26 protein-coding genes are annotated in these 23,661 nt (G+C 63.1%); 16 read left to right on the top strand and 10 right to left on the bottom strand.

The genetic code is table 11. From position 1 onward, the window contains the following. The first annotated feature begins 36 nt into the window (after window positions 1–36). From B384_RS0105440 to B384_RS0105455, 4 genes are all read left to right on the top strand, one after another. Window positions 37–432 (top strand): phage holin family protein, encoded by a 396-nt coding sequence (locus B384_RS0105440; protein WP_035766519.1) that lies wholly within the window; start codon window positions 37–39, stop codon window positions 430–432. A 206-nt stretch (window positions 433–638) separates the two neighbouring features. Then, entirely contained in the window at window positions 639–890 is a 252-nt protein-coding gene (locus B384_RS0105445; RefSeq protein WP_019482128.1) for a hypothetical protein, read from the top strand. A gap of 3 nt (window positions 891–893) precedes the next feature. Next, window positions 894–1,808, top strand: coding sequence for an FHA domain-containing protein (locus B384_RS0105450; protein ID WP_019482129.1), 915 nt, complete (start codon window positions 894–896; stop codon window positions 1,806–1,808). A gap of 8 nt (window positions 1,809–1,816) precedes the next feature. Continuing rightward, a complete protein-coding gene (locus B384_RS0105455; protein ID WP_019482130.1) occupies window positions 1,817–2,350 on the top strand; it encodes a 2'-5' RNA ligase family protein in 534 nt (177 codons plus the stop codon). Here the strand turns inward: B384_RS0105455 and B384_RS0105460 are convergent. Beyond that, window positions 2,347–3,267 (bottom strand): AEC family transporter, encoded by a 921-nt coding sequence (locus B384_RS0105460; protein WP_019482131.1) that lies wholly within the window; start codon window positions 3,265–3,267, stop codon window positions 2,347–2,349. The two genes, B384_RS0105455 and B384_RS0105460, sit on opposite strands and share 4 nt — an antisense overlap. A 97-nt stretch (window positions 3,268–3,364) precedes the next feature. Next, entirely contained in the window at window positions 3,365–4,789 is a 1,425-nt protein-coding gene (gene purB, locus B384_RS0105465) for an adenylosuccinate lyase (protein WP_019482132.1), read from the bottom strand. Between the two features lie 169 nt (window positions 4,790–4,958). On the opposite strand from purB, the gene B384_RS0105470 reads away from it, so the two are divergent. Next, complete coding sequence (locus B384_RS0105470; protein ID WP_019482133.1) at window positions 4,959–5,267, top strand: hypothetical protein; 309 nt, start codon at window positions 4,959–4,961, stop codon at window positions 5,265–5,267. Continuing rightward, entirely contained in the window at window positions 5,264–6,592 is a 1,329-nt protein-coding gene (locus B384_RS19595) for a hypothetical protein (RefSeq protein ID WP_019482134.1), read from the top strand. The genes B384_RS0105470 and B384_RS19595 overlap by 4 nt, the downstream gene beginning before the upstream one ends. Here the strand turns inward: B384_RS19595 and B384_RS0105480 are convergent. Further along, on the bottom strand, window positions 6,569–6,961 hold the full coding sequence (locus B384_RS0105480; RefSeq protein WP_019482135.1) for a phage holin family protein: 393 nt from the start codon (window positions 6,959–6,961) through the stop codon (window positions 6,569–6,571). The two genes, B384_RS19595 and B384_RS0105480, sit on opposite strands and share 24 nt — an antisense overlap. A 51-nt stretch (window positions 6,962–7,012) precedes the next feature. Between B384_RS0105480 and B384_RS0105485 the strand changes: the two genes are divergently transcribed. The 5 genes from B384_RS0105485 to B384_RS20490 all read left to right on the top strand — a co-directional run bounded on the left by B384_RS0105485 (window position 7,013) and on the right by B384_RS20490 (window position 12,084). Next, window positions 7,013–8,152: a histidinol-phosphate transaminase gene (locus B384_RS0105485; protein ID WP_019482136.1), complete on the top strand. Its 1,140-nt coding sequence runs from the start codon at window positions 7,013–7,015 to the stop codon at window positions 8,150–8,152. Window positions 8,153–8,271: 119 nt separating this feature from the next. Beyond that, entirely contained in the window at window positions 8,272–9,444 is a 1,173-nt protein-coding gene (pdhA, locus tag B384_RS0105490; RefSeq protein ID WP_019482137.1) for a pyruvate dehydrogenase (acetyl-transferring) E1 component subunit alpha, read from the top strand. Then, the gene (locus B384_RS0105495; protein ID WP_019482138.1) at window positions 9,445–10,419 is read left to right on the top strand and encodes an alpha-ketoacid dehydrogenase subunit beta; all 975 of its coding nucleotides are present in this window, start codon (window positions 9,445–9,447) and stop codon (window positions 10,417–10,419) included. Window positions 10,420–10,428: 9 nt separating this feature from the next. Next, window positions 10,429–11,823, top strand: coding sequence for a dihydrolipoamide acetyltransferase family protein (locus tag B384_RS0105500; protein WP_019482139.1), 1,395 nt, complete (start codon window positions 10,429–10,431; stop codon window positions 11,821–11,823). A gap of 24 nt (window positions 11,824–11,847) precedes the next feature. Continuing rightward, window positions 11,848–12,084, top strand: coding sequence for a hypothetical protein (locus B384_RS20490; protein WP_133185410.1), 237 nt, complete (start codon window positions 11,848–11,850; stop codon window positions 12,082–12,084). Window positions 12,085–12,091: 7 nt separating this feature from the next. Here the strand turns inward: B384_RS20490 and B384_RS0105510 are convergent, their stop codons facing one another. Together B384_RS0105510 and B384_RS0105515 are read right to left on the bottom strand one after the other, a co-directional pair. Next, window positions 12,092–13,354 carry an aminotransferase-like domain-containing protein gene (locus tag B384_RS0105510; protein ID WP_019482141.1) on the bottom strand — a complete coding sequence of 421 codons (1,263 nt, stop codon included), beginning with the start codon at window positions 13,352–13,354 and terminating at the stop codon, window positions 12,092–12,094. A gap of 103 nt (window positions 13,355–13,457) precedes the next feature. After that, window positions 13,458–14,426 (bottom strand): helix-turn-helix transcriptional regulator, encoded by a 969-nt coding sequence (locus tag B384_RS0105515; protein ID WP_019482142.1) that lies wholly within the window; start codon window positions 14,424–14,426, stop codon window positions 13,458–13,460. Window positions 14,427–15,030: 604 nt separating this feature from the next. Between B384_RS0105515 and B384_RS0105520 the strand changes: the two genes are divergently transcribed. From B384_RS0105520 to B384_RS0105530, 3 genes are all read left to right on the top strand, one after another. Beyond that, window positions 15,031–16,029, top strand: coding sequence for a lantibiotic dehydratase C-terminal domain-containing protein (locus B384_RS0105520; protein ID WP_019482143.1), 999 nt, complete (start codon window positions 15,031–15,033; stop codon window positions 16,027–16,029). Between the two features lie 49 nt (window positions 16,030–16,078). Continuing rightward, window positions 16,079–16,270 carry a hypothetical protein gene (locus tag B384_RS0105525; protein WP_019482144.1) on the top strand — a complete coding sequence of 64 codons (192 nt, stop codon included), beginning with the start codon at window positions 16,079–16,081 and terminating at the stop codon, window positions 16,268–16,270. Between the two features lie 114 nt (window positions 16,271–16,384). Continuing rightward, window positions 16,385–17,404, top strand: a complete 1,020-nt coding sequence (locus tag B384_RS0105530; protein ID WP_019482145.1) for a Gfo/Idh/MocA family protein — start codon at window positions 16,385–16,387, stop codon at window positions 17,402–17,404. Window position 17,405: 1 nt separating this feature from the next. On the opposite strand, the gene ald is transcribed toward B384_RS0105530, so the two are convergent. Further along, the gene (ald, locus tag B384_RS0105535; protein WP_019482146.1) at window positions 17,406–18,518 is read right to left on the bottom strand and encodes an alanine dehydrogenase; all 1,113 of its coding nucleotides are present in this window, start codon (window positions 18,516–18,518) and stop codon (window positions 17,406–17,408) included. Window positions 18,519–18,797: 279 nt separating this feature from the next. Here ald and B384_RS0105540 point away from each other — a divergent pair, with 279 nt between their 5' ends. Further along, window positions 18,798–20,009, top strand: coding sequence for a PucR family transcriptional regulator (locus B384_RS0105540; protein WP_019482147.1), 1,212 nt, complete (start codon window positions 18,798–18,800; stop codon window positions 20,007–20,009). An 18-nt stretch (window positions 20,010–20,027) separates the two neighbouring features. On the opposite strand, the gene B384_RS0105545 is transcribed toward B384_RS0105540, so the two are convergent. Continuing rightward, window positions 20,028–20,432 (bottom strand): helix-turn-helix domain-containing protein, encoded by a 405-nt coding sequence (locus B384_RS0105545; RefSeq protein WP_019482148.1) that lies wholly within the window; start codon window positions 20,430–20,432, stop codon window positions 20,028–20,030. A gap of 172 nt (window positions 20,433–20,604) precedes the next feature. Here B384_RS0105545 and B384_RS20495 point away from each other — a divergent pair, with 172 nt between their 5' ends. Beyond that, the gene (locus tag B384_RS20495) at window positions 20,605–20,871 is read left to right on the top strand and encodes a hypothetical protein (RefSeq protein WP_019482149.1); all 267 of its coding nucleotides are present in this window, start codon (window positions 20,605–20,607) and stop codon (window positions 20,869–20,871) included. Between the two features lie 55 nt (window positions 20,872–20,926). Here the strand turns inward: B384_RS20495 and B384_RS0105555 are convergent, their stop codons facing one another. Genes B384_RS0105555 through B384_RS0105565 form a run of 3 tightly spaced genes read right to left on the bottom strand, consistent with a single transcriptional unit; the run spans window position 20,927 to window position 23,570 of the window. Continuing rightward, window positions 20,927–21,685, bottom strand: a complete 759-nt coding sequence (locus B384_RS0105555; RefSeq protein WP_019482150.1) for an SDR family oxidoreductase — start codon at window positions 21,683–21,685, stop codon at window positions 20,927–20,929. Window positions 21,686–21,745: 60 nt separating this feature from the next. Next, complete coding sequence (locus tag B384_RS0105560; protein ID WP_019482151.1) at window positions 21,746–22,762, bottom strand: PHP domain-containing protein; 1,017 nt, start codon at window positions 22,760–22,762, stop codon at window positions 21,746–21,748. A 46-nt stretch (window positions 22,763–22,808) separates the two neighbouring features. Further along, on the bottom strand, window positions 22,809–23,570 hold the full coding sequence (locus B384_RS0105565) for an IclR family transcriptional regulator (protein ID WP_019482152.1): 762 nt from the start codon (window positions 23,568–23,570) through the stop codon (window positions 22,809–22,811). Between the last annotated feature and the right edge of the window lie 91 nt (window positions 23,571–23,661).

Genomic DNA, 23,661 nt, shown 5'->3' on the forward strand with positions numbered 1-23,661 from the left:
AAGCGGGTAAGAAGCCCGAGAGAAAGTGAAATGCTCATGATCCGGTTTCTGTTCCATGTCCTCATCAATTTGGTTACTGCGGCCGTCGGTCTACTTCTGGCCGCGTGGCTTGTCCCCGGTGTGACTCTGCAGCTTGCGGGTTTCATCGTCGCCACTCTGGTATTTGCCTTCGCGCAGGGCATCCTGGGGCCCTTTGTTTTCAACGTCGCGCGACAGTACGCGTCGCCCATCCTGGGTGGGATAGGGCTGGTGACCACGCTGATCGCCCTTTTCGTCGCCTCCTTCTTTCAGGGAGGACTGGAAATTCGAGGTGTCTCCGCCTGGGTGCTCGCAACTCTGATCGTGTGGATTGTCACCGCGCTAGGAGGCTGGATCCTCGGAGCGATCTTTCTCAAGAACAGGAGCGCACGGCGCAAAGCTGAAACTCAATAGCGGAATGACCGGTGATGTCGCGCAGCGAGGGTCGGGGGATTCCGCCCCGAGGAAATGAGGCACGTGCAGATTGCCGTCGTTGTCTTGGTGAGCTATTGGATTCTGGGGGGTGTTGCCGCTCGGGGTGGCGTACTAAGGTTGGATTGTTAGGGTCAGACGGGTAGAGGGCGTCTGTCATAGTGCACGCTCCAACGAAGGAATCACTCATGACCGAAAACATTTCCCCCGCCAGCCAGGACCACCACAACATCCGGGACTGGGCAGATCTTGCCGAGGAAATGTGGACGTACCTCACCGGCAAGGGCGCAGCCGTAAATTACAGCTTCATCGACATGACCGTCGAGGTACCCCGGGATATTGGTCCCGACGCCCCTCGCGCCACATGGAAGCTGAACGGAACGTTGCGGGTCACAACCAGTGACAACGATGCAGCGGGCTCAGACACCCACCGCAGCTGAGCCATGACCGCAAAGATCCGGTTGGAGATCGATCTCGAATTTTCGGTGACCGAACCAGCAACGCCGGACCGAGCCCCCTCAACCATCAACGGGACCGTCAAGGCGGACGGATCGACCGTCGAGGTGTATCTCGATACGCCCGAGGCGTTTGGCGGGTCTACCCTTCCCAGCCTCGACGCCGTCCGGGAGTTGGCCAAAGCGTTCGCTGACCAGGGCGTTGCCGTATCGGTGTCCGGCCCCAAGGGTAGCCTCGTAAGCCTCGGCGCCGTCAAGGTCTCGCGGGCACAGCGGCTCCTGACCCGGTCACCCCACATCCGGCTGGGATCCCTCAGCGCACTCAAACCCATGGCCAAAAGCGTGCGGGCCTCAGGGAAGTCCGACGCCACCAACCTGCTGCCGCCGTCGACCCCGTTTCCCCTGGTGCCCACGGTGAACCGGAAGATCCGTCGGCGGGTGACCACCACCCACCACACGCCCGGCAGTGGGCGCGCCCGGCTGATCTTCGTCCAGGATTCAGCGACCTGGAATGGGCAGGTGCCACGGGAGTTCAACCTGGGGCCGGTGTCCACCACGATCGGCAGTGGAGACGGTGTCGATCTGGTATTGCCCGGCCTGGACGCCGTGCACGCCGAAGTGGTGCATAACGACGCCGACGAGTACGTGCTCATCCCGCATGGACCGGTCAGCGGCAGCGTCAACCCCTCGGGGCCGTCGGTGCTCCGGACCGGGGCGCGCATCCAACTGGGTCAGTGGTGCCTCGCCTATTTCCGTGAGGAGTACGCCGATCATGGGCGGCCATTCGGCGGTCGCAGCGGAGGGGAACTGGCATACCAGCGACCGCAGTTCGATCCGCGCACCGGCAGGACCGAGGGTGACGGCTCAGAAGGCGTCGGGGACTTCCGCCGCCGGCCGCGCTAAACCGCGCGGTGGACAGCATTGAACTGCTGCTCGATGAGGGATCCGAGCAATTCATCCTGCGCGAGTGGGAGGCGCTTCAGGCGGCTGGACTGCCCAGCAGGGCTTCCCACCGTTCTCCACATAACCGTCCGCACATCACCCTCGTAGCCGCACCAGCCATCACCGGCAATCGGGATGAGCAAACGGGGGCAGGTCTGAACCTGCCCCTGGCGTTCACCTGCGGTGGGATGTTGCTGTTCAACGCCGGGCGGAAGGGCTACGTGCTGGCACGGCAGGTGATCTGCACCGCCGAACTGCTGATGCTCCATCGCGGAGTGCACGACGCCGGTGCGGTGGCTGGCGCGGCGCACACCTCACTGCCCGGCAGGTGGATCCCGCACATTACGCTCGCGAACGCGGTGCCGGGAGAGCAGCTGGCAGCAGCGCTCGACGTCGTCGGCGCACCCATGCCCGAGGGCAGCGTGGTGGGGGCACGGCGCTGGGACAGCCAGGCCAAGACCATCACCTCACTGGCTCATCTCACCAACGCGACGAGCGGCTAGGTCAACAACCAGGCAATCACAATCAGGGCTGGCACCGACAGCATCGACGAAATCAGGATGACGTCCCTCGCGACAGTGATTCCGCGGTTGTATCGGCCAGCGAACAGGAACACGTTCTGGGCGGCGGGCAGGGCGGCCATGACCACCGCGCCAAACACCAGCTCATCATCCAGCTGAAACAGGAAGTTGCTGAGCAGGTAGGCAGTCGCGGGCATGACGAAGGTTTTAATGAGGGTCGCCACGATGACCTCGGTGCGGCCCTCGCTGGCACGCAGCGGGCGGCTCCCCCGCAGCGACATGCCGAACGCCAACAGTACGAGCGGGACCGCCGCCCCGCCCAGCAGCGCCAGCGGTTCCCAGATCAGTTGGGGCACGTCGAGGTCAGCCCATCCGACGGCCAAACCAATGAATGAGGCAACGATCATCGGGTTGCGAAATGGCTGGGTCAGAACGTTTTTGACCGAGGGCTTCCGTCCCGAGGAGAGGTCAAGAATGGTGAGATAGAGCGGAGTCAACAGAAGCAACTGCACCAGCAACACCGGGGCGACGGCCGTCGCGTTGCCCAGCGCGTAGACAGCGATCGGGATGCCGATGTTATTGGCGTTGACGTAGGAGCCTGCCATCGCACCGATGACTGTTTCGGCCGCTGGGCGCCGGAACCAGATCCGGCTCACCACTACATACAGGAGCGCCGCGACCACGGCAGTGATAAGCGCGATTGGCAGGTAGGCGGACAGGACCGACGTAAGGTCAGCGTCCGCGAGAATGGTGAACAGCAGGGCCGGATTGGTGATGAAAAAGGCCGTCTGGGTGAGAGCCTTTACGGTCTCGGGCCCACCGATCCGCAGGCGGGCAGCAATATAGCCCGCCAGGATCACCGCTCCGACAATCGCGAAGCCCGCCAGTACGCCGCTCAAAGGCCCTCCGACCGCAGTTGATGATGGGGAAAGTTCGGATGAGACCCGGGGCCTCGGGGTGCATCCGTCCCGTCGCTGTGGGGTCGTTCGGTCGGTACTACCTGAGGTGGCCGACGAGCTGTTCAGCGATCCCCGTGTAGGTGGCGGGAGTCAATGCCATCAGTCGGGTCTCCGCCTCGGCTGAAAGCCCCAGGCCGGAAACGAACTCCTGCATCCGGGCGCCATCGACACGCTGTCCACGGGTCAGCTCCTTCAGGCGCTCGTAGGGGTCATCCATACCCGGGACACCGGCGATGCCCTCGGCCCGCATGACCATCTGAACGGCTTCACCGAGTACTTCCCAGTTGGAGTCGAGATCAGCGGCCAGCACTGGACCAGCGACGTCGAGCCGCTCCAGGCCCTTCGCCACATTCGACAGTGCCAACAGCGAGTGACCGAACGCGACACCAATGTTCCGCTGCGAGGATGAGTCGGTGAGGTCACGCTGCCACCGTGAGGTGACCAGGGTGGCCCCCAGTACGTCCAACAGGGAACAGGAGATTTCGAGGTTCGCTTCGGCGTTCTCGAATCGGATCGGGTTCACCTTGTGCGGCATCGTGGAGGACCCGGTGGCGCCTTCCACCGGAACCTGGGCGAAATACCCGATCGAAATGTAGCTCCACACATCGGTGCAGAAGTTGTGCAGGATCCTGTTGAAACGAGCCACATCCGCGTAGAGCTCAGCCTGCCAGTCGTGGGATTCAATCTGGGTGGTCAGCGGGTTCCAGGTCAGCCCCAGCCCCTCGACGAAATCCCGTGACACCCGCTGCCAATCGGCACCGGGAACGGAGGCGTAGTGGGCGGCGAAGGTGCCGGTCGCACCGTTGATCTTGCCAAGGTACTCAGTGCGTTCGATCCGTTTGAGCTGGCGGTCCAACCGGTGCGCGACGACGGCGAGCTCCTTGCCCAGCGTGGTCGGAGTTGCTGGTTGACCGTGGGTGCGCGAGAGCATGGGTACGGCTGCCGACTCGCGTGCCATTCCAGAGATCTGGGCAGTCAGGGCCCGGGCGGCGGGTAGCCAGACGTTCTCGACGGCACCCTTGATTCCCACGGCGTAGGAAAGGTTGTTGATGTCCTCCGAGGTGCAGCCGAAGTGGACCAGAGGTTTGAGGGCCGATATTCCGATTTCGGGGAGCCGGCGTCCGATGAAGTACTCCACCGCTTTGACGTCGTGGACTGTCACCCGTTCCAGTTCGGCGAGCTCGGCGACCGATTCTCCGTCGAAACCGGTCACGATCTCCCGGAGTGCCGCCTCCTGATCGGACGTCAGGGGTGCGGTTCCCGGCAGGACGGCATTGCGGGTGAGGTGGATCAACCACTCCACCTCCACATGGACGCGGTCCCGGTTCAATGCTGCCTCTGAGAGATAGTCGACCAGGGCCGCCACGGCACCGCTGTACCGACCGTCCAGCGGGCCGAGAGCCAGCGGAACGCCCGACTGGGTTGAAGTCGATGCGAGGTTTACTCGGGAAGTATCAGCCATACCCAGATCATTTCACGATCTGGAGGGTGCCTGCTGTCGTGTGACTTGCCCCCGCCTCCAGCCAACGCACTGCGCCAGCTCACATAGCAACGCTTTCGCCCACGGCTGCCCTGCTGCGGGGGTACCGTTCGAGTGATACAGCCCCGGTTAGGAGAGACAGGGAGATTCAATGAACGGTGCGGCTGGGTTACCGTGCGAGCCCTGGGCGACCGACAGTGGCACCGCAGTAGCGCTCAGCGCCCTGGTCCTGCTCCAGGCTGACGCGGTGGATAACGTAGCGTCCCGGATGGTGGAGGTTGCCGACCTTGAGTGGGAATCACCGGCGGGCCGGAACTATCGGGATTACGTTCTGGTCCAGGCGGGAGGAGTGCGCCTGTGCGGTGCACTGTTGCGAGACGCCGCGATCGGTGTCGAATCGTTCGCCGCCACGCTCAGAAGCTTCGAGTACAACCGGTACCTGGTGCAGCAGCTGCCATGAGGGCAACGGGCGACCTTTTGCCAGTCAACCCACCACCGGAACCGGTGGAGTCCGGCATCGTCGTCAACGGTGGAGTAGGAAGCATCAGGTTCCAATGGTCGGAGCTACGGCAGGGAACGGTACGGCTCGGGCTCCTGGCCGACAGCATCAGCGATATCCTCCAGCAGTGCGGGGAGCTCCAATGGCGGCTCCAAATGCTTCTCAAAGAGCAGGACCTGACCGTGCGGGGCGCGGGGGTCGGCGCCGTCACCGGCCTTGACGATGCGCGGACCGCGCTGGCGGCAGCCGAAGACGAACTGCGGGACACAGCCCAGCGGGTTGAAGCGTGCCGACTGGCCTACGAAGCGGCCGAGGCTATGGCTCGCCTGGCTTCGGGCGCAGCCAGGACCGCTCTGGGAGAGGTCGAACGGGACCTGGCTCGGGCCATCAGCCTCGCCAATGGTGGCGACCTGGCCGAACCCAGTGCGTTGAGCGTGGAACGGCTATCGCCTGTTGCCGGGCTGACACTCGACGGCTCAGTGCCCGCGTTATTGGATCGGGTCCAGGCGGTCAATGCAGACGGACCAGGAGCCTTCGAGGTGCTGAAAGTGCAGGGACCGGAGGGGTCGGTGTTTGTCGTAGTGCTGCCAGGCACCCAGGGGTCGTCCATCACCGCCAGCACCCAGCCCTTCGATCCGACCGGAATCGTCGAGGCGGTCCAGTACGACAGCATGTTTGTCACCGAGGCAGTGGGAGCGGCGCTCGCCGAATCTGGAGCCGTCCCGGGGGACCGGGTGATGGTCGTCGGTTACAGCCAGGGCGGAATGCACGCAGCGAACATTGCCCAGAACCCGGGCTTCGCTGAAACCTACCAGCTTGAGCTGGTGTTGACCGCGGGATCTCCCACCGGCCGGGAACCCTCCGGTGGGGCTCAATACCTGCACCTGGAGCATGCCGACGATTGGGTCCATCAGGTGGATGGCACCTCGAATCCCGACGAACGCGACCGGGTGACGGTGACCCTGCGGGATCCGGTCGCAGGGATTCCCGACGGCGACAAAGGGTTGGGCGCAGCGCACAAGCTGGGCACCTATCTGGCCGGGGCCGAAGCGGTCGAGGCCAGCAGCCACCCCTCAGTGGTAGCGACCGTCGCCACACTCAGGGCTGCGATCGGTACCCGGGTCCCGGCCGAACGGCATGTGTTCATAGCCCACCGCCCATCGGTTGAGGGGCGTACCTCCTCGACTGACCAGCGGCGACGGGGACATCGGTTCACGCCTGGTCCGGCCCCTGAGCCGGGCCGCTCGGTGGGTGGACCCCAGCTACCTGCGAGTGCCAGTGAGTGACCCTGCCACCATCGAGACCACGCTGATGATGAGTGAGCCGAGGACTGCGGTCCAGAAGAAATCGTCAACCGAGAACAGGATTGGGGTGAAAGAGGTCAGCCACGCGGTGAGCATCAGCATGCCTGCGTTGATGATGACGGTGAACAAACCGAGCGTCAGGATGGTGAGCGGGAGGGACAGCAATGCAACGATTGGCCGGACCAGCGCATTGACGATACCGAAAACCAACCCTACGAACAGGTAAGACAACACGACTCCGGTGGTATCCCCACTGGACGCCGCTCCTCCCACCTCGATGCCTGGAAGAAGCCAGGCCGCGACGAAAAGCGCCAGCGCATTAATGAGGATACGCACAATGAACTTCAGCATGACCCAATGCTGTCATAAGGCTCAACCCATGCCCAGCGATAAGCTGGACCTATGACTACACCAGAGCGCCAGGGCGACGACGCCGGGGCACAGGAACCTTCAATCCATCCCCGCAGCGTGTTGGGCCGCCTGCCACGCTATGCGGCCGGCAAGCCGCCGGTCGTTGTCGAGGGCCTGCAGAGCTACAAACTTTCCTCCAATGAGAACCCCCTCCCACCGCTACCGTCGGTGCTAGCGGCGATCGCGTCGCAGACGCACATCAACCGCTATCCAGACCCGATGACCACCGCGCTCCGGACGGCGCTCGCGTCGTTCCTCGCCGTCCCCGCCGATGACATTGTTGCCGGCGCAGGAAGCCTGGGCGCGTTGAATCAGGTCCTGGCCACGTTTGCGGGGCAAAACGACTACGACGCGGCCGATGAAGTGATCTATCCGTGGCGCTCATTCGAGGCGTACCCGATTTGCGTTGGGCTGGCCGGGGCGGCCGGTGTGCAGATTCCACTAAACCAGGATGGAACCCACGACCTCGAGGCAATGCTTGCGGCAATTACTGACAGGACCCGCGTCATCCTGCTGTGCACGCCCAACAACCCCACCGGACCGATCCTCAAGGCGACCGAGGTCGCCTCGTTCCTGCAGCGGGTGCCGGCGCATATCGTCGTCGTCATCGACGAGGCTTACCAGGAGTTTGTCAGGGACGCCGAGGCAGTGGACGGGCTCGCGATGTACCGGGAGCACCAGAACGTTGTGGTGTTGCGCACGTTCTCCAAGGCGCATGGCCTCGCTGGGCTTCGCGTGGGGTACTCCGTCTCGCAGCCGGAACTGACTCAACACCTCAGGGTGAGCGCCGTGCCGTTTGCAGTCTCCCAGATCGCTGAACAGGCTGCGGTCACCTCGCTGGAGCATTTCGACGAGGTGAGGGAGCGCGTCCAGGGGATTGTCGATGAGCGGACCCGGGTGGTCGAGGGCCTGCGGGCGCTGGGCTGGACTGTGCCCAACGCCGAGGGAAACTTCGTCTGGCTCGCGCTTGGCGACAACACGCCGGAATTCGCGGGACTCGCTGAACAGCGGGCCTTGTCGGTCCGCGCCTTCGGCACCGAGGGGGCCCGGGTGAGTATTGGCGAGCCCGAAGCCAACACCCGTTTCCTTGACCTTTGCGCTGCTTACCCACATGGGCCCGGCCTTTCGTAGAGCGTCATAAATGGGTTGAGCACGATCTCGTGACTAGTGTGGACGAGGTACATGCGCATGAGCGTATGTCCCAGCTATACATTCCATTCAAGGTATATAAGGACGGGGAGGGAGCACGTATGGACGTTGTGCAATCGACCGCAGCCGGGCTGGACAGCAACGGAAACGGCGTGGGTCCGGCCGGTGCTGGATTGGACACCCCGGACATGGTCCAGCTGATGACCGCAGACGGCGATCTGCGGGACGATGCTCGGTTCAGCGACTATGCCCCCGATCCGGACACCTATCAGGGCCTGTACCGGGACATGTTCCTGATCCGTCGGTTCGATCAGGAGTCGACTGCGCTCCAGCGGCAGGGCCAGCTAGCCCTCTGGGTGCCACTGACCGGCCAGGAAGCCGCGCAGATCGGCTCGGGTCGCGCAATGCAGCCACAGGACTATGCCTTCCCCACCTACCGGGAGCACGGCGTGGCACTGACCAGGGGAGTCGACTTACCGGACATCCTCAAGCTGTTCCGCGGGATCACGAACGGTGGCTGGGATCCCCGGAAGCACAACTTCCAGCTCTACACCCTGGTGCTGGCTGCCCAGACCCTGCACGCTGTCGGCTACGCGATGGGTATTCAGCGGGACCGTACCGCCGATCCTGCCGTCCCCGCGGCGGCATCGGTCGCCTATTTCGGGGATGGGGCCAGCTCGGAGGGTGACGTTCACGAAGCTATGGTCTTCGCCGCCTCGTTCAACGCCCCGGTGGTGTTCTTCTGCCAGAACAACCACTGGGCCATCTCGGTGCCCTCGGACGTCCAGACCCGGGTACCCCTGGCCCAGCGCGCCGCGGGCTACGGGTTCCCCGGCATCCGCGTCGACGGCAACGATGTCCTGGCAGTCAGTGCGGTCACCGCCTGGGCGCTGGAACATGCCCGGCAGGGCAAGGGGCCGGTGCTCATCGAGGCGTTCACCTACCGGATGAGTGCCCACACGACAGCCGACGACCCGACCAAGTATCGTGCCTCCGCTGACGAAGAATCATGGCTGGCGCGTGATCCTCTACTCCGGTTGGAAACTTATCTCCGAGCCAACGGCACCGCCGACTCGTTTTTCGAAGGACTTGAGGCGGAGGCGGCGGAGCAGGCCGGCCGGCTCCGCCGCGCGGTCCTCGCCATGGAAGCACCCGATCTTAGCCAGCGTTTCGGCACGGCTTATGCCGAGCCGCACCCCCTGGTCCAGGAGGAACTGCGGTTCTGGCAGGACTACGAGGCTGGATTCGCGCCAGAGAAAGATGGAGGTCGCTAGATGCCGGTCATGACCATCGCCAAAGCGATCAACGAGGGGCTCCGCGCCTCGCTGGAGGCTTCCCCGACGACGCTGCTGATGGGCGAAGATATCGGCGCTCTCGGGGGCGTCTACCGCGTGACCGAGGGCCTGAAAGCCGAGTTTGGCGCAGATCGCGTAGTCGATACGCCGCTTGGCGAGTCAGGCATCATCGGGACAGCCATCGGGTTGGCCTTGCGCGGCTATCGACCCGTCTGCGAGATTCAGTTCGACGGGTTTGTCTTCCCGGGGTTTAACCAGATCACCACCCAATTGGCGAAGATGCATGCCCGCAGCGACGGAATGCTCCGAGTTCCGGTGGTCATCCGGATCCCTTATGGGGGCGGGATCGGTAGCGTTGAACACCACTCCGAGTCACCCGAGGCGTTGTTTGCACACACCGCAGGACTGCGCATCATCACGCCCTCCAACCCGCAGGATGCCTATTGGATGATCCAGCAGGCCATCGAGTGCGACGACCCGGTGATCGTCTTCGAACCGAAACGACGCTACTGGCTCAAGGGGGAGGTGGACCTAACCTCCCCATCCGGGGACCCGTTCACCGCCCACGTGCTGCGTGAAGGCACGGACGCGACAGTGGTGGCGTACGGCCCGCTGGTGCCCGTTGCGCTCGCCGCCGCAGCGGCTGCAGCGGAGGATGGACACAGTATCGAAGTAATCGACCTTCGGTCGGTGTCACCGATGGATTTCGACACGGTGACGGCATCAGTCCAAAAGACGGGACGGCTGGTTGTCGCCCATGAAGCGCCCACGTTCGGCGGGATCGGCGGTGAGCTTGCGGCCCGCGTGACCGAACGCGCCTTCCTTTCGCTACAGGCCCCCGTGATGCGGGTAGGAGGCTTCCATCTGCCGTATCCCGTGGCGCGCATGGAAGAGCACTACCTGCCAGATATTGATCGGATCCTCGAATCCGTCGACCGGGCCCTGGCCTACTAGAGGAACCCCATGACACTCAATACGTTTAATCTCCCCGACGTCGGGGAAGGGCTCACCGAGGCAGAGATAGTTCAGTGGAAGGTCCAGCCAGGCAGCGTCGTCGCGATCAATGACATCATCGTCGAGATCGAGACTGCCAAATCCCTGGTAGAGCTGTCCTCACCGTACGCGGGCGTCGTCGCGGAGCTTCTAGCCACGGAGGGTGAGACCATCGACGTCGGCTCGCCGATCATCTCTGTAGCGGACGGCGACGACGACGCGCCAGCTCCCCAGATGCCCGGCGAGTTATCCACCCCGCCGGCGACCACTCATCCATCAGCCGCGACGGACGCGTCAGCCACCAGCGGCTTCACAGCCGACAGCGGACAGCACGCGGACGCCCAGGAGCCACCGGAGGCCGGCCCACTGGTGGGAACCGGCCCGAAAGCTGATGCGGTGAAGCGGCGGCCTCGACGGGCTGACGCAGAGCCAATGCAGGCCCCAACTCCGCAGTCCGCCCCGCCGGCTGACGGGGCGCAGCCAGCCAACCGGGTGCTGGCCAAACCGCCGGTTCGGAAGGCGGCCCGCGATCTCGGAATCAACCTGTCCGATGTCGAAGGGACTGGCCGCTCGGGCGAGGTGACCAAGCGGGATCTCATGAGCTACCAGGCGCAGCGCGACGCCGAACAGGACGGCGCCAATACCTTCTGGGAAGCGACCCAAAAGCCTCAGGACCAGCGGATTGAACGCGTGCCCGTCAGAGGTGTCCGCAAGGCGACCGCGAAGGCGATGGTGGACAGCGCCTTCTCGGCGCCGCACGTCAGCATCTTCGTGGACGTGGACGCCTCCCGCACCATGGAGTTCGTGAAGCGGCTCAAGGCTTCCCGGGACTTCGAGGGAATCAAGGTGTCGCCCCTGCTCATTCTGTGCAAGGCAGTCATCTGGGCCGCCGCCCGCAACCCGTCGGTCAATGCGACCTGGGCCGGTGACGAGATCCTCGTCAAGCACTTCATGAACCTGGGCATCGCTGCCGCTACTCCTCGCGGACTGATGGTTCCGAACATCAAGGATGCGCAGGACCTGACGTTGAAGGAACTCGCGATCGCCCTCAATGAGCTGGCGACCACTGCTCGTGCGGGAAAGACGCAACCAGCCCAGATGCAGGGCGGGTCTCTCACAGTCACGAACATCGGCGCACTCGGGATCGATACAGGGACGCCAATCATCAACCCGGGAGAGGTTGCAATCGTGGCCTTCGGCACGATCAAGCAGAAACCGTGGGTGCTCGACGGGGAAGTTATCCCACGGTGGATCACCACATTGGGGGGATCGTTCGACCACCGGGTGGTGGATGGCGACCTCAGCGCACGCTTCATGGCCGACGTCGCCTCCATCCTGGAGGAGCCTGCGCTGCTGCTCGACTGAGGTTGTGCCCTAGGCTGGTTTCCTATGCCAAATAACCCCAGTCCGAGCCAGCGCCCCGACCGAGAAAATTCGGGGGCGCCGTCGCCCACCGGTTCCTACCTCAAGCGGCTGTTGCCCATGCTGCTCGCCGCGTTCATCGGCTCAACCGTGCTGCAGTGGCTCTTCCCGGAACTGAACTTCGTGGTCCGGTTGCTGATTCTTGCCGTCCTGCTGCTGGCGGTCTCGGTTGTCCTGGACCGGTTGCGTTCCCGCAACAGGTAGCCTCCGCTTACGCATGATTCGATGCGATTGCTTCCTGGAAGATCGGGGCAAGACGCTCGATTCCCGTGACGATGTCCTCGCTGGAGACTGCGCTGAAGGCAAGCCGCAGCTTGTTCGACGGGGCATCGGAGGGGGTGAAAGCGGCACCGGGAATGAACACCACCCCCGCGTCGATTGCCTTGTACAGCAGGGGGTAGGTGTCGATCCCTTCGGGCAGGGTTACCCAGATAAAGAAGCCCCCATCGGGGCGCGTCCACGACACCGACGCTGGTAGGTGCTGCGCCAGGGCACTCAGCATGGTCGAACACCTCTCGCTGTACAAGGCTCGCGTGGTCTCAAGATGACCCAGCCAGTCGTAATCGCTGAGATAGGCCGAAACCAGCATCTGGGTCAGCGGGGATGGACAAAGCACCACAGCTTCGCACGCCAGATAGAACCGCCGATGCAGGTGCCTGGGCACCAACGCCCAGCCGAGCCGCACCCCGGGGGCGAAAATTTTGGAGAAGGACCCCAGATAAATGACGTCGTCGGGGTTGCCTTCGCGCAGCGGGGTCAGCGGCTTGCCATCAAAGCGCAGCAGGCCGTACGGGTTGTCTTCCAGCACGAGGATGTTGTGTTTTTTGCAGATGTCGACAATGACCTGACGGCGACTGGCCTTCAGGGTAATCCCGCTCGGGTTGTTGAAGCTGGGGATGGTGTAGAGGGCCTTGATGGTTCGGCCCTCCGACTGTAGTTCGGTGATCCGCTGTTCCAGGGCTTCGGGGATCAGGCCGTCGTCGTCCATGGCCACCGCCTGGACATCCACCTGGTATGCCTCGAAGGTGTTGAGCGCTCCGACATATGTGGGGTCCTCACACAGGATCACATCGCCTGGGTTGCAGAAAACCTTGGCGGCGACGTCCTGCGCTGACTGCGATCCGGTTGTGACCACGAGGTCTGCCGGGTCCGCGTCGGTAATTCCCTCGGCCGCCATGACCTCGCAGATCTGTTGGCGAAGCTTTTCCATCCCCTGGCCACCGCCGTATTGCAGCGCCTCCAGGCCGTGCTCGGCGATGATCCGTTGGGCAGTGTCGCCAAGCTCCTTCAGGGGAAGCGAACGCAGGTAGGGGCTTCCTCCGGCGAGCGACACCAGCCCGGGTTGGATTGAAATGTCGAAGACATCGCGCACCGCAGACTGTTTGATGTTCGCAGCCCGATCGGAGAATAGAGCCTCGTGTCGATGAGCTGAATCAACTGCGCGGACCAGCGCTGCTTCGGTTTCGGCCGGCATGGTCGTTGGGTCAAGTTTTGCCTGTGAGTTCACTCACGCAGTCTAAGGCAGGGGTTAACTAATGAGCAACGGGTGTTGCCTATTGTAGGTATTCTCCCCGTGGTCAGATCCAGCCCGCATCGCGGGCCTTCGCGCCCGCCTGGAATCGACTGTCAGCCTTCAATGCCTCGAGCATCCAGGCAATGTGCCGTCTGCACGTGCGTACACTGAGATCGAGGCGCCGGGCAATAACCTCATCCGAGTAGCCGGCAGCGAGGCCCGCAAGAATTGCCTGCTGGGTTCCATTGAGCGGCGACACCGTACCCTCCTCCGTTGGAAACGGCTCGGCGAACTCCCAGGTGAAGTTGAAGAACCGAATGAAGACGTTCACCAGGTTAGGGTCGCGGATCATCATCGCGGCCTTGTCGTCGCTCGTCAGCTGCCGAGCCACCACAGCGAGTTTCCGGTCGAAAATCAGCATCCTGAATGGCACCGACGGCAAAGTGCGGAACTCGCCGCCCTCCGCAGCAATCGCTTTCACCGCCTTGCGGGTCGGCATGTGGTCGCGGGTACTGAGGTCGTAGAGGTTCCTGCGGTTCACGCCCTGCTTCAGCAGGTCGACGTCCTTCCTGACGTTCTCCTCCTGGAAATCTGCATTCGCGCCCTGGCCGGGGACAGCCATCAACACGTGCTCGGAAACGTCCCGACCATACTCGATCAACACCCGTTGAATCAGGTGCGGGTCCTCGAGTACCTCAACCGATGCGCTGGAGAGGACGTCCCTGCGGGCTTCGAGGTAGAGGGGAACCAGGCCGGATAGCTCGAGGCGCCTGGTGTTGATCCGACTCTTCAAGTCCTGGACGAGGCGCTCGTCGGCGTCAACCAGATCAGCCAGCGCGACGTCGGGCGAAATCGCGACGAACGCGTCCGAATCCGCTGCATGTGAGCTGAGCAGCTTCCGCTCACTGAGCTGGTTCGTCGCGGAATCAATGTCCCTCAGGGTGTAACCAAGGGCCTCCGAGGCACCCTGACGCGTCCATCCGGGGTGGGCGACGGCGTAGCGGTAGAGCTCTAGACCTAGTCCGTCGAGCATGAACATTCCTCCCCGGTATGGCGGCACACCTGCCTGTAGCCTACCGACCCGTTTCCTCGCGGGGCGATTCGGTTGTGCAGCGCCGCCTGGTAGGTCGATCATGGCGCTGTAAAACATGACATGTCCACTTTATGACACAGTGCTTGATGCCTGTCGCGGTTCCGCCCCAGGAGCGGACTTCCCTTGGACGGGTGCGGGTATTGGGGTCTTGCGAGCGTTGGTTGCGCCGGCAGAAATCTGCCATTTAGTCATCTTTAGGCCATGTCCAGAACAGGGTGGTTATCTGGCTGGACATCGATAGAGCCAGCGGCTCATGGTTGTGGGTATCGGCATCACTTCCGCCGACGCACCACCACATGTGGCCACTCAAGGGGGGTTCTCGTGAAAAAGATTGTCGGCACAGTAGCCGGTCTTCTAGTCGTCATGAGTGTCGTTGCCTCTACCAGTCCCGAGCTCAGCGCGGCGAACTGGGAATGGCCTAAAACGGTGATGGCAGACAACTGGGAGTGGCCGAAATAGCAGGTTGTTTTGACCGATTCCCGTCGGGATGGCAGCACTTAGACTCGCCCCAGTGGCGGTGACCAACATCCGGAAGGAGAGAGCTATGAGTCAGCTGGTTGCAGTTCGAAACGCCTCACGAACCGCCAACAGCACTCAATGGTGGCATCTCTCGCTCTTTACCGGTGGCTTCGATGTAGCGGACGGCATCATTGAAGATCTGGTCGCCCCACTGGCGGCGCAGGCTCAGCTTTTGGGGGCCAGCCGTTGGTTCTTCACCCGGGGTGAGGAACCAACGGTGCCTCAGGTGCGGCTACACGTTCTTGCCAGTCCCGCCGCAATTGCCAGTCTTCAGACCTCGCTTGCCACCTTCCGGGCCCGGGCCACCGCGGGGGACCTGGGCGGCGCAAACCCCAGCGCTGTGGCTGGGTTGCACGTCCGGCAGTACCTCTCCTCACCAGCGGGCAGCCAGCTGCCCCCGGGCTCCGATAAATCCAGTGGCAATGAGATCAGAAGGAAGCTGGAAGCCGACCTCGAGAAATACGGTGGGGTTGCAGGTCTCCAACTTGCTGAAGAGGTCTTCGAACTCTCCTCCGAGCTGGCCACATGGGCCAGCCGACGTTTCCCCAAGATGCACAACCGATCGGCGTTCGGTGCGCTGATCCTTTTCGACTCTGCACGGAGCATGATGAAAGGCCCACGATCTGCTGGTTGGCCTGACCGGCGGCGAATCAGCTGGGACTTTTATTGGAACAGTCACCTCAGAACCTGCACCGCTGACCTGGGCCCCCGCGCGGTGGGCGTCCGTGAGGCCCTGGCGGCACAGGTGGAGGTCCGGGCTTCAGCCTTCCACGGCTTGATGGCGGCCACCGCTGCCGAATCTGCGGCGCATAACTGGCGTCGCAGATGGTCCCGCGGGATCGACAATTATCTTTACCGCGCCGACAAGGCCCAGGTGAGCCGCAGCGCTCAGCACCTGACCGTTTACCAGGCGCACCTGACGCTGAATCGGCTGGGCTTTTCTACCCGTGAAGAGGCAGTCCTCGGTCTGTACGCCCGGTCATGGGGCATCGAACGCGAGTCACCCACTTACCGACAGAATTAGGCCAGACCCAGACCCGACCAGCAGGGCACCACGGAAGGATTAGAGCACCATGGCGATTAGCAATGATGTCATCCTGGCAACCGATGTGCGGGAACTCAGTGAGGCTCTGGGGTGCTCACCGGACACCCTTGAGGACATGCTGGTGCAGGGTGTGCTCGCTTCCCGTGGCGAATTGTGGGAGGTTGGGCCGGCCAGGGACTACCTGCGCGATGCCGCCTGGGCGGACAGCCTCTGGTCCTGACTGCCTCTGGTTCTGACTGCCTCTGATTCTCACTGCGGGCGGTGTTCATTGCGGCTGAGGTTTATCGAACAGTCGAGGATCGAAGGGTTTAACTCCGCCCGGTAGGCTGAGCCCATGACGACAATCCGAACAGCAGTCTTCGGCTACGGCCTTGGTGGACGCGTGTTTCATGCCCCTTTCATCCACGCTAACCCGCGGTACTCACTCGATATCATCGTCACTTCCGACCCAGCCAGGAAAGCCGAAGCCGAGGTGCGGTATCCGGGTGTCCGCGTAGTACCAACTGCCGCGGACGCCTTCGCCCTGGCTGGTCAGCTCGATCTGGCCGTGATCAGCACTCCGCCGGCCACTCACGTTCCGCTGGCTCAAGCGGCCCTGGAGGCTGGGCTCGCTGTCGTCGTCGACAAGCCCTTCGTCGTCGACACGGCGGATGGTCTGCGGCTCATCGAACTGGCGCGGTCTCGTGGGACGGTGCTGAGCGTTTTTCAGAACCGAAGGTGGGATGGCGATTTCCTGACCGCCCGGAAGCTCATCGACGACGGCGCCCTCGGGACGGTACGCCGCTTCGAGTCCCGCATGGAGTCCTTCAAACCTGTGGTGTCCAAACCGTGGAAGGGGGCGGTCGCCGGTGAGGGCGGCGGCATACTCTACGATCTGGGACCGCACCTGATCGACCAGGCGTTGCAGCTATTCGGGCCCGCGGAGCTGCAATACGCCGAGCTTGCCGCGCACCGCGGCGACGGTGGGCCGGATGACGATGCGTTCCTCGCCCTGCGGCACGCCAGCGGGACCATCAGCCACCTGTGGATGAACGCCCTGGCACCGCAGGCCGCCCCCCGGTTCCGTATCGTTGGATCCCAGTCGGCCTATTCGAAGTGGGGTGTTGACGTGCAGGAACCGTCGATCATCGCGGGAATGCTCCCCACAGATTCCCTTTATGGAGTCGAGGATGAACTCGCCTGGGGGCTCCTGGGGTTCGACGCCGACGCTACCAAGGTGCGCACGGAGAAGGGCGCTTACCCGCGGTTTTACGAGCTGATGGCCTCAGCCGTGCTCGATGGTGCACCGGTGCCCGTAGATCCGCAGGACAGCATTGCTGCCCTGCGGATCATTGAGGCAACCCACCTCCGCTGAGTCAGACCAGTTCTCGCCAGTCAGCGGCGAGGTCGAGGCCGTGAGCTTCGGAAACAGAATGGTGTGCAACCCGTCCACCGGCAATATTCAGGCCATGCGCCAGTGCGGCGTCGGACTCAAACGCAGCCCGGACCCCGCGGTTCGCCAGTGCGACCGCATAGCGGAGCGTCACATTGGTGAGTGCGTAGGTTGAGGTGTTGGGCACTGCGCCCGGCATGTTCCCCACACAGTAGAACAGCGAGTTGTGCACGGTGAAGGTGGGATTCTCGTGCGTGGTCACATGTGAATCCTCGAAGCAACCACCCTGGTCCACAGCGATATCCACAAGGACGCTTCCCGGTTTCATCCGGGAAACCATTTGGTTCGTCACGAGCTTCGGAGCACGGGCACCGGGGATCAGGACAGAACCAATCACCAGATCAGCGTCCAACACTGCTCGCTCGATTTCAAAGGCATTTGAGGCGACGGTCTTGACCCGGCCCGCGTAGAGGGCGTCCAACTCGCGCAACCGGCCAATGTTGATGTCGAGAATGGTGACTTCAGCGCCAGTGCCCACCGCCATCGCTGCCGCATTTGTGCCGGCTACGCCGGCGCCGAGGACAACTACCTTCGCTGGGCGTACTCCGGGGACCCCTCCGAGGAGTAGACCGGGGCCACCAGCAGGAGCGGTCAGGACCTGAGCTCCCACCTGTACCGACAGTCGACCGGCAACCTCGGACATCGGTGCCAGCAGGGGCAGCGCGCGCCCGTCCTGAACCGTTTCGTAGGCAATCGCCGTTACGCCCGCGTCCAGCAGCGCCCGGGTCAGCTCGGGTTCCGCCGCGAGGTGGAGGTAGGTGAAGAGAATCAGACCCTCGCGGAACCGGTGATACTCCTCGGCGATCGGCTCCTTGACCTTGAGCACCAGGTCCGCCCGGGACCACAATTCGTCGGCAGAGGTGACAATCTCCGCGCCGGCTGCAGAGTACTCATCGTCGGTAATGTATGAACCGACTCCAGCGTCTTTTTCAATCAGGACTGTATGCCCGTTGGTACGGAGCTCATGCACCCCTGAGGCGGTGATGGCCACGCGGAACTCGTTGTTTTTGACTTCTTTAGGAACGCCGACGATCACGGGATTCTCCGTTCACTCTCAAGGTGCGGTGAGGTGGCTTATAGCCAGGTCCCTAGCCTACGGACAACCAGGAGCCTTCGGGCAGCCCCCCGGTCCTGCTAGATCGTCGCCCGGGGACGGATGATGGCCCGACTGGGTCAACGATCCCTGTGGATGCGGGCCCGGTGCGGAATGTGACCTGGTTCACTACCATACGAACAGCAGCTAACGACGTCGACAAGTGTCGACCTTTTGCGCATCAATTGTCTCCTTGGTGACGCCGCCCAGTAGCATGGGGCAATGCAGCCAGACGGGGTCGACGCGGCCGTCGAAGCGATAGCCGCCCGGCTGAACCGCGGCCTGTCTCTTGAAGATCTCGACGGCGTGCTGCTGGCGTACAGCAGCCACCAATCCGCTGCTGACCGGGTCAGGGTCAATTTCCTGCTGAGCAAGAAGGTGCCTGCCGACGTCAGCCAATGGCAATTGCAGCACGGCATCTCATCGGCAGTCCGTCCAGTGGTGCTGCCAGCCAACCCGTCGCTAGGGATGCTCGGACGAGTCTGCGTTCCCTTGCTGGTCCGAGGGTTCCGGGTGGGCTACCTCTGGGTGCAGCAGGAGGCAAACGAGACGACCCCCGAGGCCATTCTCGACCAGCTCCCGGATGTGCGTGCTGACATGGATCGACTTGCATCACTACTACTGGAAGGCAACACGGCAGCCTCCGAACACCGTCGCAAGAGGGAAAGCATCTTTCTGGCGGCCTGTGACGGGACCGAGGCTGGTACCGACGAGCTGGCTGGTTGGCCCGAGCTTCACAACACTGCTCCCTGGCAGGTAGCGGTGCTCTACGCCCAGAACGATCTGCCCGAACCCGCAGACCCCCACGCGAGCCTGCTGACCCACCGCACTGCCGCCCTGCAGGCCACCGTCGGTGTGAGGTCGGTGCTGTTCAGCGCCGGGACTCCGGCCATCGCCGTGCTGCTCCTCACCGGTGACGTGGGCGGCGGCGAATACGCTGAGATCCTTCGCCGATACGATCAGGAACAAGCCAAGCGTGAAGGCGGTGCTGTGGGGCGTGCCCTGCAGGGGCTGAGCGAACGGGTGCTTGATCTACGGGAGCTGCCAAAGGCTTTCAGCCAGGCACGCCACGCCGTCCAGGCGTCGGCGGTCGATGGAGGGCTCGGTCTGATCACTGAATACCGGGCCACCGGGTGCTATCAGTTCCTAGCCGCCGGAGGGTGGCAGCTGACATCCGCCAAGTCGGTCCACTTCGCCGAAATTGAGGAGCAGGATAAAAACTCTGAACTACTGCCCGTCCTGGAGTTGCTTTACGACAAGAACGGGTCGGTTCAGGATGTAGCCGCGCAACTGCACCTACACCGCAGTAGTGTCTACAACCGGCTGGCGCGAATCCGGTCGATCATCGGCGCGGACCCGCTGAACGGTCACGTGCGGCTGGAACTCCATTTAGCCCTCAAGGCGCGGAAATGGTCACGGCGTCCCAGGATCTAATCCGGTATTGGCAGTCTGTTAGCTGCCCGTAATTGATCGCGGCGACTCTCCGCGTTTGTCTGATTTCTGCGTGGCCAGCCACTTGGTAATGTCCTGGGATCTAATTCGTCGATGGGTGCCGCGATATTCGACCGGAATAATCCCAGCATCAGTGAGATTTCGTAAATAGGTGTGTGAAATTCCAGCTGCCGCCGCGGCCTGTGAAGTGGTCAGGGTCTCGGCAGCGGAGGTGGTGGTGACGGCGTCGCCGGCAGCAAGCCGACGCAGGACGTCGACGACAGCATCCCGGGCGGCAGGTGGCAGTTTCACCGCGGTGCCGTCAACAAATACGGTGACGTCAGCAGTTTCGGCGAGGGCACGGTTCAACGGTGCTGCATCGGCTGGGCGAAGGGCCTCGGTGGTGTGGGGGCTGCGGATGACCATTCCTCTATTCTGCCAAGGCCTGTCAAAAGTGAAAGTTTCAACAGAATTCGTTAATCCAGTGGTGACGACAGGCTCTTCCCCAAATGTCGTGAGAGGACTAGGGTGGGGTCCACTCATAAGGGGACGGAATTAACCGGAGCTCAATTATTCACTGGCTGGAGTGGTGATTCCCATGGCAATATTCAATCCATACGAGTCCGAGCGGACCCGAGTGCCCGCAGGCGATGTCAGGGAACGTGACCCGGGCCTGCCCTGGTGCTCCGAATGCGACACCGACGAGTTCCTGATGTATGAGGATTTCGTCCCGGCGCGTCGTCCCGCGGGGGGCGGTCACCTTGTTGCAGCGAGCGTCAATTACTCCTGCTCTGTCTGCGGGAGGTTTAACGGGCACGAGGTGCCGGATTCCTGGAACCCGCCCAACTGGTTCTGGTACTCCTGACGGCGCTGCACCTCCTGGCATAGCCGCACCGCCCAGTGGCCAAAAGGCGCCCGGGTCAGCCGCGGCCGACGAAGGGCATCCCGCTCGCGGTGATGAGCAACGACCCGACCGATGCAGAGGCCGGCAGTTGAGCCATCAAAAGGACCGCCCGGGCTGCCTCTGCCACGGGGAAGGTGGGCTCCGGTCGGCGGGAGCCGTCTGCTTGTAACGCGCCGCCGTTGACGCCGATGGTGTCCATGAGTTGGGTGTGGGCGTTCCCGATGTCGATTTGGCCGCAGGTGATGCCGAAGGGGCGTCCATCCAGCTCGATCGACTTGGTCAAGCCAGTAATCGCATGCTTGGTGGTTGTATAGGCGACCGACAATGGGCGGGGTGAATGAGCCGAAATGGACCCGTTGTTGATGATCCGCCCACCCGGTGGCTGCTGGCTCTTCATCAGTCGAACAGCGGCTGCGGCACACAGGAACGCGCCGGTGATATTGACCGCAACGGTGTCGGCCCACTCTGCCAGCTGAATCTCGTCAACGGCGCCCGAAGGACCGAACACGCCCGCATTATTGAAAAGTACCGACAGGGCCCCGAACTCCTGCTGGACGTAGTAAAACAGTCGGTCGACATCGTCGGGCCGGGTAACATCGGTGGACACCACATGGGCGTGGGGATGCCCGTCTGCGGTCTCCTCAAGGGCAGCTTGTCTCCGGCCCGCCAGGACGACGTCGAACCCGGCGGTGAGAAACTCTCGGGCCACGGCACGCCCAATGCCCGAGCCTGCGCCTGTCACGACTGCGGTGGGCGTACTGGGTGTTACGTCCATCTGTTTCCCCTGGGCTAGTTCTGGTGCTGTCGGTTGGTTCATTCCGCGATGCTGGCTCACCTAGTCGCCGTTGAGCCAGCTGAGCAGTTGCTCCTCCGGCCAGGTAGTGATGATGCGCTCAGCCGGAACGCCATTGGCTTCGGCCCGTTCCGCCCCGTACTGCAGGAAATCCAGCTGGCCGGGCGCATGCGCGTCGCTGTCAATGCTGAAAAGACAGCCAGCATCCAGTGCCAGGCGAATCAGTTCATCGGGGGGATCCTGGCGTTCCGGTCGGGAATTGATCTCGACGGCAACGTTGTTTTCGGCGCAGGCCGCGAAGACCTGGACGGCGTCGAACTCCGACGGCGGGCGAGTCCCCCGGGCCCCCTGCACGAGACGGCCGGTGCAGTGTCCCAGGACGTTGGTCTGTGGGTTCCGGATCCCGCCGAGCATCCGCCGGGTCATAGTGGAACGGTCAGAGCGAAGCTTGGAGTGCACGCTGGCGACGACGACGTCGAGCCGGTCCAGCAGCGCTGGCGTCTGGTCGAGGGTGCCGTCCTCAAGAATGTCGACCTCGATGCCGGCCAGCAGCCGGAACCCGGCGGCGCTGGCGTTGATCCGCTCCACAATATCGAGCTGCTCAGCGAGTCGTTCGGCGCTGAGCCCATTGGCGATAGTGAGGTTGGGTGAATGATCAGTGAGGGCCAGATACTGATGGCCGAGGGTTTGTGCGGCCTGGACCATCAGTTCGATGGGGCTACCGCCGTCGGACCAGTTGCTATGGCTATGCAGGTCGCCTCGTAGGGCGGCCCTGAGCGAGTGTCCGCCTTCCACCAGGGGCATGGCCGACTGTTCGCGGAGTTCAGCGAGGTAATCGGGGATCTCTCCGCTGACGGACGGGGAGACCACCTCGAAGGTGCGCGCCCCGATGCCCTTCATCCTTTTTAGTCGACCGTCTCTGGTCCTGGCCAGCAGCTCGTCGAAGGACAGCTCACCGAGGAGATCGGCGGCGTTCCGGAATGCCTTGATTTTGAAGGTTGGCGCTGCCTTGCGTTCGAGCCAGAAGGCAATTTCGTTAAGCGCAGCTAGGGCGTCCATGCTTCACCCTACAAATAACCCGGTATGAAGTCGCCGAAACACCGGGTCAGGCCTTCAGATTCAGTTCCGCGGCGATTGATCGGACCGCCTCGCGGAGCAGAGGGACGGCCTTCTCGGCGAATCGTTCATCGACGCGGGAGACCGGCCCGGATACTGAAATGGCGCTGGGGGTCGGCGCGTCGGGGACGGCCATGGCGAAACACCTGACGCCGAGTTCCTGCTCCTGCTCATCGACTGAGTAACCGCGCTCGCGGATGAGCTCCAGTTCGGCCAGCAACTCGTCGATGTTTTTCAGGCTCCTGTCGGTCGGCGTGGGCATGCCCGCGCGGCCGACGATGCTGCGCACCGCATCGTTGCTCAACTGCGCAAGGATGGCTTTCCCCACACCGGTGTCGTGGGTGTGGGCGCGGCGGCCCACCTCGGTGAACATGCGCATCGAGTGGGGGGAGGGCACCTGAGCGATGTAGATGACCATGTCCGAATCCAGGACTGCCATATTGGACGTCTCGCCCAGACTGTCAACCAGGTTCTTCAGCTGGGGACGGGCAAGAGCTCCGAGCTGTTTGTTGGCGCCTTCGCCCAGCCGGATTAGCCGCGGGCCCAGCGCGTAACGGCGGTTTGGTAGCTGGCGGGCATAACCCTTTGCGACCAGGGTGCGCAGCAGGCGGTGGATGGTCGGCAAGGGAAGCTCGGTCGAGGAGGAAAGTTCGCTGAGGGAGACTTCCCCGCCGGCGTCGGTGATGAGCTCGAGCAGTTCGAAGACCCGCTCGACGGACTGTACCCCGCCGCCTGCTGCTTTCTCAGCCATGTGACACTCCCAATTCTCGAGCTCCCACTGACAGGTTTGATCCGCGAGGTGGAAACTTTCTAGAGGCTATCGTACTTTCCACTCAGTGGAA

The sequence above is a fragment of the Arthrobacter sp. TB 23 genome, assembly GCF_000294595.1.
GTDB lineage: Bacteria > Actinomycetota > Actinomycetes > Actinomycetales > Micrococcaceae > Arthrobacter_D.

Coding starts and splice junctions, on each gene's coding strand:
- B384_RS0105560 (WP_019482151.1), bottom strand. CDS start 22,762: ATGGACGCCCTAGCTGCGCTTAACGAAATTGCCTTCTGGCTCGAACGC.
- B384_RS0105470 (WP_019482133.1), top strand. CDS start 4,959: ATGAACGGTGCGGCTGGGTTACCGTGCGAGCCCTGGGCGACCGACAGT.
- B384_RS0105485 (WP_019482136.1), top strand. CDS start 7,013: ATGACTACACCAGAGCGCCAGGGCGACGACGCCGGGGCACAGGAACCT.
- B384_RS0105500 (WP_019482139.1), top strand. CDS start 10,429: ATGACACTCAATACGTTTAATCTCCCCGACGTCGGGGAAGGGCTCACC.
- B384_RS0105495 (WP_019482138.1), top strand. CDS start 9,445: ATGCCGGTCATGACCATCGCCAAAGCGATCAACGAGGGGCTCCGCGCC.
- B384_RS19595 (WP_019482134.1), top strand. CDS start 5,264: ATGAGGGCAACGGGCGACCTTTTGCCAGTCAACCCACCACCGGAACCG.
- B384_RS0105450 (WP_019482129.1), top strand. CDS start 894: ATGACCGCAAAGATCCGGTTGGAGATCGATCTCGAATTTTCGGTGACC.
- B384_RS0105440 (WP_035766519.1), top strand. CDS start 37: ATGATCCGGTTTCTGTTCCATGTCCTCATCAATTTGGTTACTGCGGCC.
- B384_RS0105565 (WP_019482152.1), bottom strand. CDS start 23,570: ATGGCTGAGAAAGCAGCAGGCGGCGGGGTACAGTCCGTCGAGCGGGTC.
- B384_RS0105510 (WP_019482141.1), bottom strand. CDS start 13,354: ATGCCGGCCGAAACCGAAGCAGCGCTGGTCCGCGCAGTTGATTCAGCT.
- B384_RS0105480 (WP_019482135.1), bottom strand. CDS start 6,961: ATGCTGAAGTTCATTGTGCGTATCCTCATTAATGCGCTGGCGCTTTTC.
- B384_RS0105530 (WP_019482145.1), top strand. CDS start 16,385: ATGACGACAATCCGAACAGCAGTCTTCGGCTACGGCCTTGGTGGACGC.
- B384_RS20490 (WP_133185410.1), top strand. CDS start 11,848: ATGCCAAATAACCCCAGTCCGAGCCAGCGCCCCGACCGAGAAAATTCG.
- B384_RS0105540 (WP_019482147.1), top strand. CDS start 18,798: ATGCAGCCAGACGGGGTCGACGCGGCCGTCGAAGCGATAGCCGCCCGG.
- B384_RS0105520 (WP_019482143.1), top strand. CDS start 15,031: ATGAGTCAGCTGGTTGCAGTTCGAAACGCCTCACGAACCGCCAACAGC.
- B384_RS0105445 (WP_019482128.1), top strand. CDS start 639: ATGACCGAAAACATTTCCCCCGCCAGCCAGGACCACCACAACATCCGG.
- B384_RS20495 (WP_019482149.1), top strand. CDS start 20,605: ATGGCAATATTCAATCCATACGAGTCCGAGCGGACCCGAGTGCCCGCA.
- B384_RS0105525 (WP_019482144.1), top strand. CDS start 16,079: ATGGCGATTAGCAATGATGTCATCCTGGCAACCGATGTGCGGGAACTC.
- purB (WP_019482132.1), bottom strand. CDS start 4,789: ATGGCTGATACTTCCCGAGTAAACCTCGCATCGACTTCAACCCAGTCG.
- B384_RS0105545 (WP_019482148.1), bottom strand. CDS start 20,432: ATGGTCATCCGCAGCCCCCACACCACCGAGGCCCTTCGCCCAGCCGAT.
- pdhA (WP_019482137.1), top strand. CDS start 8,272: ATGGACGTTGTGCAATCGACCGCAGCCGGGCTGGACAGCAACGGAAAC.
- B384_RS0105555 (WP_019482150.1), bottom strand. CDS start 21,685: ATGGACGTAACACCCAGTACGCCCACCGCAGTCGTGACAGGCGCAGGC.
- B384_RS0105515 (WP_019482142.1), bottom strand. CDS start 14,426: ATGCTCGACGGACTAGGTCTAGAGCTCTACCGCTACGCCGTCGCCCAC.